Annotated in this window: 9 protein-coding genes; 5 read left to right on the top strand and 4 right to left on the bottom strand. The window is 63.1% G+C overall.

Features of this window, described 5'->3' with window-relative positions; all coding sequences use genetic code 11:
• Positions 1-488: 488 nt before the first annotated feature.
• On the bottom strand, positions 489-1067 hold the full coding sequence (locus tag GXP34_09970) for a TetR/AcrR family transcriptional regulator (protein ID NOY56297.1): 579 nt from the start codon (positions 1065-1067) through the stop codon (positions 489-491).
• A 64-nt stretch (positions 1068-1131) separates the two neighbouring features.
• Here GXP34_09970 and GXP34_09965 point away from each other — a divergent pair, with 64 nt between their 5' ends.
• Positions 1132-2238, top strand: a complete 1107-nt coding sequence (locus GXP34_09965; protein ID NOY56296.1) for an alpha/beta hydrolase — start codon at positions 1132-1134, stop codon at positions 2236-2238.
• A gap of 1307 nt (positions 2239-3545) precedes the next feature.
• On the top strand, positions 3546-4334 hold the full coding sequence (locus tag GXP34_09960; GenBank protein NOY56295.1) for an SDR family oxidoreductase: 789 nt from the start codon (positions 3546-3548) through the stop codon (positions 4332-4334).
• 531 nt (positions 4335-4865) lie between these two features.
• Here the strand turns inward: GXP34_09960 and GXP34_09955 are convergent.
• Both GXP34_09955 and GXP34_09950 read right to left on the bottom strand, forming a co-directional pair.
• Positions 4866-5813: a nucleotidyl transferase AbiEii/AbiGii toxin family protein gene (locus GXP34_09955; GenBank protein ID NOY56294.1), complete on the bottom strand. Its 948-nt coding sequence runs from the start codon at positions 5811-5813 to the stop codon at positions 4866-4868.
• Between the two features lie 4 nt (positions 5814-5817).
• Complete coding sequence (locus GXP34_09950) at positions 5818-6492, bottom strand: hypothetical protein (protein ID NOY56293.1); 675 nt, start codon at positions 6490-6492, stop codon at positions 5818-5820.
• A 184-nt stretch (positions 6493-6676) separates the two neighbouring features.
• On the opposite strand from GXP34_09950, the gene GXP34_09945 reads away from it, so the two are divergent.
• Together GXP34_09945 and GXP34_09940 are read left to right on the top strand one after the other, a co-directional pair.
• Positions 6677-7090 (top strand): hypothetical protein, encoded by a 414-nt coding sequence (locus GXP34_09945; GenBank protein NOY56292.1) that lies wholly within the window; start codon positions 6677-6679, stop codon positions 7088-7090.
• Positions 7054-7806, top strand: a complete 753-nt coding sequence (locus GXP34_09940; GenBank protein NOY56291.1) for a site-specific integrase — start codon at positions 7054-7056, stop codon at positions 7804-7806. Before GXP34_09945 ends, GXP34_09940 begins: the two co-directional genes overlap by 37 nt.
• A gap of 1011 nt (positions 7807-8817) precedes the next feature.
• Here GXP34_09940 and GXP34_09935 read toward each other — a convergent pair.
• Positions 8818-8991 carry a hypothetical protein gene (locus GXP34_09935; protein ID NOY56290.1) on the bottom strand — a complete coding sequence of 58 codons (174 nt, stop codon included), beginning with the start codon at positions 8989-8991 and terminating at the stop codon, positions 8818-8820.
• On the opposite strand from GXP34_09935, the gene GXP34_09930 reads away from it, so the two are divergent.
• A partial coding sequence (locus GXP34_09930; GenBank protein NOY56289.1) for a hypothetical protein occupies positions 8990-9341 on the top strand: 352 nt, incomplete at its 3' end. The genes GXP34_09935 and GXP34_09930 overlap by 2 nt on opposite strands.

The raw sequence follows: 9341 nt of genomic DNA, 5'->3' as shown, positions 1-9341 counted from the left end.
GGAATGGAGACGCTCTGTCTCGCTGAAGCGTTGTGCTGACCCCTAGAACCCAAGCGGTGCCAGGGGGTCAGTATTCAAGCGGTGTTGACAGGCCACAACGACGAGGGGCGCTCACTCACCTTCGGGGCGTTCTTGCCGACCCGATGGCTGCCCGGCAAGGAACTCGAGTTGGCGCACTCCACCTGGGATGGGTGCCGGCGCAAGATCGACCGCCACATCCTCCCCACCCTCGGCACGGTTCCGATCCGCCGACTGGTCAACCATGGTGTCAGGTGGTTCGCTCGCCCGCCGATCGGCAGACTCTCGGCGCGTGGGCTCCACGTACGTCACGGCGACGTATCACGCGAGAGCGGCCTCGGGCCGCGGCCAGGACGGGGGCTCGTATCCCGGTAGAGATCGTGGATGAACGCGTCAACGTCGTCGACGACAGCTTCCTGGCCGTACCCGGTGACGACTCGTCGGACTGGATGGTTCTCTCCTCGGCGGGATCAGGTGCCCTGCTTCCCTGGATCTCGTGTGCTCCCGGCCGACACGAGCGACTCCACCAGGAACGAGATCATCTCTTCGGCGTGAGCCGACGGCGCGCCATGCATGATCAGAGCTTCGATCGCCGTCACGAGGGCCTCGACCACCAATGGCCGGTCGTGGAGCGCGACACCACGGGATGTCAGCGCCTCCCCCAGGAGGCTGTTGTACGTGGCGTGTACTCGGTTGTGAAACTCGGCAACGACCTCACTGTGATGAGAACGGTCATGCACGACTGCGATGAGGTGACGAGCCTGCATGAGATCCCCGACGAATCGGCTCAGGGTCGCCGCGAGGTCCAACTCCTGGCTCTGTCCGGCTGCGGCAAGGCGCAGGTCGAGGAAGTCTTCGAGAGCGGCGACGAACAGATGGTCCTTCGAGTCGAAGTACCAGTAGACGACATTGGAGGCCACACCGCATTCCTGGCCGATCGCCGCGACCGTTGTCGAGTCGAAGCCATCGGCGAAGAAGAGCCGGCGGGCGGCTCGGACGAGCTCTCCACGCTTTTGTTCTCGGGTCTGGTCTGTTCGTGTCGCCGGCATGCGCTCCAGTACCGTAACTCGTCTCTTGATTGTCAGTCAAGAGACGGTTACGGTGCGAACCGAGATGTCTCAATCGAATCACCCCCGACCGATGTTCCACTTCGACCTGAACGCACGCGACCTCCTGGCGGAGCGCAGAGGGCAGTTCCTCGGGTGGGGAATAGCCAGGCGCACGCTCGCCGAGGCCGAATCGCGGGTGACCGACACCTGGAACGAAGGCCCGGGCGGGTGGGTGTTCGAGTGGTGCCGGATAGCAAGAAGGCTCGAGGATCGCGGCGCCACCCTGCAGGCATCCCTAGCGTTCGGTGCAGCCAAGTTCCCCGCTCTGGGCAGCGACTCGCGATGCGACGCCTATGAGAATCAGCTGCGAACGTTCCGATCAACCAGCCTGGCCGAGCGTCATGCCCTCTCCCTGCCCTATCGAGGCGACAACATTGAGGTCGTCACTCATCGCTACCGCGCTCGTCGAGCACGCGCCGCTCTGTGCCTCACTGGTGGCGTGGACACCTGGAAGGTCGAACTGCACCGGCTGGCCTCGACGATGTCTCGGCTGGGCCGACTCGATGTGACCGTGTTCGACATGCCCGGAACCGGAGAGTCGACTGTTCCCCTCGCCGCGGATGCCGACGAGATCTATGCCGGAGTGCTCAACCACATCCGCTCTGACATCCAACCGACAGGGATCATGGGCATCAGCTTCGGTGGATTGTGGGCCGTCAAGCTCGCTCTCGGAGGATCGGTCGACTTCGCGATCGATCTGGGTGGCCCCGTCGGATCAGAGAACCGGAGTCTCGATGAGCTCGCTGCACTATCGAACGGGATGAGCGGCATCATCGCCCACAGCCTCTGGCTCGATCACCTCCCGACCCAGACAGAGCTGGACGGTCTCTTTCGAGACTTCTCCCTCAGACGAGAGATCTCCACGACTGCGGAGCTCTCTGTTCCCCTGCTGGTCGTGAACGGACTCAACGACCCATACCTCCCGGTGAGCGACACAGATGTGTTCCGCCGGTTCGACCGAGCCACCGTGTGGGGTGTCAAAGGCGCCGGGCACTGCGCAGCCGAGCGAATCCGCCCAGTCATCGCGGGCACCCTCGGCTGGATCTCGAACCAGGTCAGACCCAGACGCCTCAATCGGATGGCGGTTGCCACCGCATCAGCTCTCCTGTAGGCCCTGAACGCAGAGAACCGGTGCTCCCCAGAACTGCCATCGCGGCACTTCGACTACATCGCCGGCTACGTTCGCTCTTGCGGTTTCACTCCTGTCAGACACGTACATACGTGTACTGGACACGAATCCGTATGGTGTCTCCGCTTTTCGTCGCCCCGTTCCTCGTGGCGATGGGCGTTCCGGTGTCGCTGGTCCTCCTCGTCGCTGCACACCGAGCAAGCACAAACCGCGTGGAGCCGACTCAGGTTCTCGCTGACAACGGAGTACATGCGACAGCCCTTGAGATGGTGCAGGCTCTCAACGACTCCGTAGCTGGTGTTGATGCCGGTGATTGCACGGATGTGTATACGGTTCTGATTACTTTGATGATCGGTAAGTAACGGTCACGCAGGGCTGATTCGTAACACGTCGTTCCTCGACAGCTGGCCGAATACACGACGGGTTCACAGACTGTCGCACCTTCGTTACCGCCGGCACATTACCGGCACTCAGCACCATTCTCCGGACATCCGTTCAACACAAAGGGTGACCATACGGCGGTCTTGCGACCACCCGCCAGCAAGCTCGACCACGAGATGATCGGCGGTCCACCGACCGTCTGGCTTCAGGAGGGCATCTGAGCCCGGCCGACCGAAACCCAGAAAGCCGAAAACCCCTGTGTTTACAGGGGTGTCCGTTCGCAGCGGGGGCGGGATTTGAACCCGCGACCTTCGGGTTATCAGCTACGAGTGGGCTTTCGATACCGCTGCACTCCAATGAGTAACGACAATCAACATCCTCACAGCAGGGTATGCCTATCAACGAGTAACGCGTGATGTCGGGCTGTGTCAGGTCGTTGGGCTTCAGTCTGGCTTCAGGCACCGCGGCGACAAAGAAGGAAGGATCCTCAAGAACCAACCACTCTCCGTGGACACAGTGGGATCAATCACCGCCGTCAACTCCACTCTTGCCCGTGACCGCTCCTTCGCCGCCTCGCCCGTCCTTTTCCACACCCGAGAACCTCCAAGAATCCCAGGGTCCCCACATACAAGTCGGCGAATCACTTCGGCAAACAAGTCACACTCGCCGAGGACCAAACCCACCGGTACGTCACCGCGATCATCAAAGTCTGGGCCAAACGACTCATCGTCGTAACCCTCGACGGTCAAATCATCCACAGCGGCGATAACGACCTCGCCCGAACCCTCCGACGACCCCACAACACCGCACCCGAACCCACCCCAACCACCGGAACGATCTCCCTGCGGAACCCGACCTCACCCCACAACGGAACGATGTCCAGACGTTCAATAGCTACACTGTGTGTTATGAACACTGATCGTATTGTGGAGTTGTTCGGGCTGGATGGAAAGACTGCTCTGGTGACCGGCGGGAGCCGGGGGATCGGGACAATGATCGCCGGGGCGTTGCTGGATGCGGGTGCGACCGTCTATATCAGTTCTCGGAAGGCAGACGCCTGTGCCGAGGCCGCAGACAAGCTCTCAGGGCGTGGGCCCTGCGAAGGCTTCGCCGGTGACGTGTCGACCGCGGAGGGGTGCGCGGCGTTGGCGGCGGACATCCGCGAGCGGGCCGCCGGGCTGGACATCTTGGTCAACAACGCCGGAACCACGTGGAACGCCCCGCTCGGGGACCATCCGCTGGAAGCCTGGGACAAGGTCATGAACACCAATGCGCGGGGGACGTTCCTGCTCACCCAGGAACTCGTGCCGTTGTTGACCGAACGGGCGTCTCCCGAGGACCCCTCGCGAGTGATCAACATCGGCTCGATCGACGGGCTGGTGTCTCCGGAGTTCGAGAGCTACGGCTACAGCGCCTCCAAGGCGGCCGTGCATATGCTTACACGACATCTCGCCCGCCACCTCGCCGGTCGGAACGTCACCGTCAACGCGATCGCTCCCGGGCTGTTCAAGTCGAAGATGACCGCCTTTGTGTTTGGTGACCCCGGCGTCACGAGGATCGTGATGGATCGCATACCGATGCACCGGGCGGGGACTCCCGACGATGCCGGCGGCACCGCCGTCTGGCTCGCATCCCGCGCCGGCTCCTACCTCACCGGCGCAGTGATCCCGGTCTCAGGAGGCCTCGCCACGCTCTGATCGGCGCGACTGAACCGATCGTTGCAGAGCCGCCTCTTTGAAACCGGCGCAGTGGCCCCACGTTTAGTCGAGCAGATCACCCTGATCTGTCTTCATGACAAGCAGTTTGCCGAGTGCGCAGGTATGTCTGTGCGCCGGCCACGGCCGACATCGGACGCCGTGCGCAGCCGCGAGAATCGACACCCGGACTGTCGTCAATGCCCGTCGAGCCTCGGTGGAGGCCGTGAAACAGGGTCCCGAAACAGTGCGAACTTGTCGGCTCGCGGTATGGACGCGGTATGGAGACTCACAACGGCCGATCCGAGGGATACCTCAAACGCCGAAAACCCTTGTAGCACAAGGGTTTTCGGTAGTAGCGGGGGCGGGATTTGAACCCGCGACCTTCGGGGCATGAGACCCCGGCCGCCGAGCTGGCAGAATCCCCGACAACCTTTGTCCTGACTCGGGTTCCGCCTCTCATCGTTTCTCACCACTTCCCGTCCCGCCCCCTCGCGCCGACGGGCGCACGAGGGAACGGTACGCAGACGACGATCAGACGGGGCTCGATGTGACCTGCCGGCAGATCTCTTCCCACGTCGGCGGCGCGACACCATAGAAGAGGTCTTCCATGTCGGATTCGTACGCGACCCTGAGGCGGTCGGCGACGTCCGAGGAGAGATCGAACGCCGGGCTGTGTCGAAACCCGCCCTCCGGGCGAATCTCCCCGCTGGTGTTTGCGGTGAAGTGCTCCCGTGATACCTGCTCGATCTCTTCGAGAACCCTCTCCACGGTGGCGTCGTCGGCAAGGAACGAGGCAACCTCATCGTTGGTGAGGAGCCGGGCCACGTCGTAGAAGTGACGACCGATCCGAGGCGTCGCGTGAGCGTCGGTATCAGCAGCGAGACGGGTCGCCTCGGCGTGGATCGCGGCGAACTTCTCGAGGAGGGTGCGACCCGGATGCAGAACACGCACCGCGAACGCTTCGAGATCCGGATATCGGGAGACATCGGTGCCCGCGTCGTGGAGCACGTCGCCGAGCAGCATCCGGATCTCAACCCGGCGCGAGGGTTGATCTCCGCCACGGACACCCATCTCGAGCAGCACCGACGGTTCGATCGCGGTGGTCTGGGGACGGTCGGTCGGATAGGCGATCCGGTACGTCCGATGGACGCCCCGTTCGGGGTGCTCGGACTGCGGCGTTGCCCCCATGTGGTGGGCGACGGCTCCGCCCATGTCTTTCATCAGCCGGTCGACCGCACCTTTCCCACGGGTTCCCGTGATGATCAGCAGGTCGATGTCTTCGGAGAACCGTTCGATCAGCCCGTACCCTTTCGAAAGGCTCGTCCCTCCCTTGAAGACGAAGTCGTCGGGAAACTCGCCTGCAAGGACCCGCAGCGCCTGGGTCACCCAGTAGTCCTTCTCGACCGCAGTTGCGGTGATGCCGAGACGCTCGGCCGCTGCCTCGATCGTCGCCTGGAAGACGGCTTCGTCCCGGAACACGACGTCACGCCACCCGGGATTCCGAGTACTTCACAAACCGGGGAGGCGGAACCCTGTGGGCGGCGTCGGTGAACCCAAGCGCCTCGAGCACGGCCCGCAACCGGCTCCGGGTGCGCGCCGGCTCGGTCACCGACGCAGCGACGACCCGTTCGAGGCGGATCGTCCCGTCTTCGATCAACCGGCCGATCCGATCGTACGCCACCGCCTCCGGCGCGTCCACGTAGCGGTCCCAATCGCGCAGTACCTCCAACAACGCTACCTCGCCCGGACGGAGCCGCTCGTCGAGACGTTTCGTCGACGCACTCCGGCTGACGAACCGCACCGTATCGAACGGACTATCGGGTACCCGACCCGGCACCGCGATCGTCGTTGCAGCCGGCACGTGCGTCGACAGACCCAACGCCAAAGCGGCACTCCCCTCCCCGGGGCCGACGCCTCGCACTCCAACCAGCTCCTTCGCCAGTCGCATCGTAGGCGGCGGAGCCATCCCCAACGGTGTCACTGCACCACGCCAGTACAGGCCCCGGCGGATACGTCGCAGCTCACCCGCCTTCTCAAGACGCGACAGCGCCTTCGCGACCGTCAATGGAGCACCCCGAAAGTCCTCCGGTCTCCAGAACCGCTCCCGCGACGCAACCACCCGGTCGTGAACCTCTGCTGCGACAGGTCGGCTTTTCATCACCCCATCCAGTCAATTATTCGCTACGAGATGTTGACACCATACCACTGTTCCCGGGACGAGGTCAAGAGCCGAGTATGTACCTCAAACCGGGGCGGCAGGTTGCATCTCCGGCTCGCCGCTTCTTCTACCGATTCTTCTACCGGGTTCCCGATCGTTGGTAGCCCGGAAAGGAGCAGAGATCATGAAGGGCTGCGTCGCAGCGAAGGGTGACCGCTGGTATGCGGTCATCTATGAGGGTCTCGATCCGGTCACCGGCAAGGAGCGCCGCACCTGGCATCCTGCCGGCACCAACCGTCAGGACGCGGAGCGGTTGGCAGCGCGGCTCGCCAGGGAGGTGAACGGTCGCAACGACGAGGGCCGGGCGCTCACCTTCGGCGCCTACCTGACGACCAGGTGGCTGCCGGGCAAGAAGCTGGAGTTGGCATCCAGCATTATCGGCGCAAGATCAACCGGCACATCCTCCCCACCCTCGGCAGGGTCCCGATCCGTCGACTCCGACCCGATCACCTCGAGGCGCTGTATGACTCCAAGCTGCATCCCACCGACGAGACCCGTGCGTTGGCACCGAAGACGGTGTTGGAGATCCATCTCATAATCCGCGGTGCCCTCAACGACGCCGTCGAACGTGGCATCGTGTCACGCAACGTCGCGTTGGCGGCGCACGCCCCGAAGCTGTGTGCGATCCCCAAGGTGGAACAGCAGGCCTGGACAGCCCAACAACTCCAAGGGTTTCTGCATGCCGCAGCCGGCCACCGCCTGTTCCCAGCGTTCTGGCTCGAAGCCAACACCGGGATGCGGCGCAGCGAACTCCTCGGCCTCAAATGGGACGACATCGACCTCGACACCGCGACGGTCTCGATCAACCGGGGCCTGGTGTCGGTCGGGTACGAACTGCGTGAGACCCGTGGCAAGACCCGCACCTCACGCCGGGCTGTCGACCTCGACCCCACCACCGTCGCCGTGATGACCGCGTGGCGGAACTGGCAGCACATCGAACAAGACGTCGCCGGAGTCGAGGCATCCGGATGGGTGTTCACCAACGCCTACGGCGAACCCGTCCACCCGCACTCGATCTCGCAGGCCTTCGAACGGATCGTACGACGAGCCGGGATCCCCAGGATCCGGCTGCACGACCTGCGCCACACGCACGGAACCCTGCTAATCAAAGAAGGTGTCCCCGTCAAAGTCGTGTCCGAACGCCTCGGCCACAACAACCCGGTATTCACCATCGACACCTACCAACACGTCCTGCCCGGCATGCAAGCCCAAGCGGCACGCGTCTTCGAGAGGCTGATCGCCAACGGCCGGTAGAAGCGACGGTAGAAGAGCACCGCCAAACGGTAGAAGCCCCCGCCAGACAACCGCAACCTCCACCCAGCCCAGCTCAAACTGTGGCCGTGGTATCAGGCCAACCGCGCAACTCACGCTTCGAGGACGTAGGTCACTCCAAACGCCTTCGCTGTCGAAACTCCTGCAGGCGGGTCGCCAGGTCGGAAGCGTCGTTCGCAAAGGATTGGCAGAAGTCGTGACCCCACCCGGGATGATCTTGCAGCTGGTGTCGATGGCAATTGAGCAAACCCCAACGACGCGAGCGGGATCGAGTCCGCCCCCAACGGCGATAACGACGGGGACGACGCGCTGCCACTCACACACCACGCTCCCAGACGGGACCCATGGCTTCTCTCCAGGCAGTTGATAGAGAAGGGATGGACTAGTAGTATATAGGTCTATGGTCCTTGGATTGCCAGTGTGAAGAAGGGGACAGTCGCCGTGCTCCGTGTGTTAGGAAAGCTTGGGTAACTTCAGATGCCTCGCGCTGGACTACCCGGTGGCAGGCCCGACGGATGATGAAAGAATCATGGATGGCGAGAGATGCCAAGGGGAACCGTGATCGACCAGCCATCACCCAGTTCAGGGCGATCGACTGGTTGGCGTTTGTGGTAGCGGCTCTCTCGAGCTTCCTAGCTCCCGTCGTCACTCCAGTCGCCCTGATTGTGGCTTGGGTCATCTTGCTTCGTCAGGCCATCACCAGGGATAGAGTGCTGGTCGGCATCTTGATGACTTCGGCGAGCTTGTTGATTTGGCTGATTGCGCTCACACCTACCCACGTTTCTTTGCAGTGAGGACCTGCGGACGGAAGTCCTCACTGCGATCAGGGGAGTGCCCGACCTGGAGGATCGATGTCGGGACTGCAGTGATTCCGCGTAGGTTCGCTGCGCAAAGCATCCGACTCGGCCGGTGGAGAACTGCATCTCCGGAACATCGATGATCCTGAAGTCCTTCGCAGATGGCAGGTAGAGGTCTTTGCGCGTCTTCTTGAAATCAATCTTCTCCATGGCTTCCTCCTTGGAGGCGTGACGTCATGTCTTCGATCCAAGCCAGTTCGGCCTCGACCTGGCCGATCGAGTCGTCGAAAAGGGCGTTGACGTGCTCAGGAAGCTCCGGCTGCTCTTCTACCGGGTTCCGACCGTCGGGACCCGGAGAGGAGAACATCATGAAGGGCTACGTCGCACGAAAGGGTGACCGCTGGTATGCGGTCATCTACGAAGGTCTCGATCCGGTCACCGGGAAGGAACGCCGCACCTGGCACCCTGCCGGCACCAACCGTCAGGACGCGGAACGGTTGGCGGCGCACCTCGCCCGGACGATCAATGGCCGCAACGACGAGGGCCGGGCGCTCACCTTCGGCGCCTACCTGACGACCAGGTGGCTGCCGGGCAAGAAGCTCGCCCTGGCGCACTCGACCTGGGATGGATATCGGCGCAAGATCAACCGGCACATCCTCCCCACCCTCGGCAGGGTCCCGATCCGTCGACTCCGACCCGATCACCTCGAGGCGCTGTATG

It is taken from the genome of Actinomycetota bacterium, assembly GCA_013152275.1.
Taxonomy (GTDB): domain Bacteria; phylum Actinomycetota; class Acidimicrobiia; order Spongiisociales; family UBA4744; genus BMS3Bbin01.
This window is presented reverse-complemented; position numbering and strand designations above follow the sequence as displayed.

Bases quoted from the DNA above. Each gene is read 5' to 3' on its own strand.
- GXP34_09960 (NOY56295.1), top strand. From the start codon at position 3,546: ATGAACACTGATCGTATTGTGGAGTTGTTCGGGCTGGATGGAAAGACT.
- GXP34_09950 (NOY56293.1), bottom strand. From the start codon at position 6,492: ATGAAAAGCCGACCTGTCGCAGCAGAGGTTCACGACCGGGTGGTTGCG.
- GXP34_09945 (NOY56292.1), top strand. From the start codon at position 6,677: ATGAAGGGCTGCGTCGCAGCGAAGGGTGACCGCTGGTATGCGGTCATC.
- GXP34_09965 (NOY56296.1), top strand. From the start codon at position 1,132: ATGTCTCAATCGAATCACCCCCGACCGATGTTCCACTTCGACCTGAAC.
- GXP34_09935 (NOY56290.1), bottom strand. From the start codon at position 8,991: ATGATGTTCTCCTCTCCGGGTCCCGACGGTCGGAACCCGGTAGAAGAG.
- GXP34_09970 (NOY56297.1), bottom strand. From the start codon at position 1,067: ATGCCGGCGACACGAACAGACCAGACCCGAGAACAAAAGCGTGGAGAG.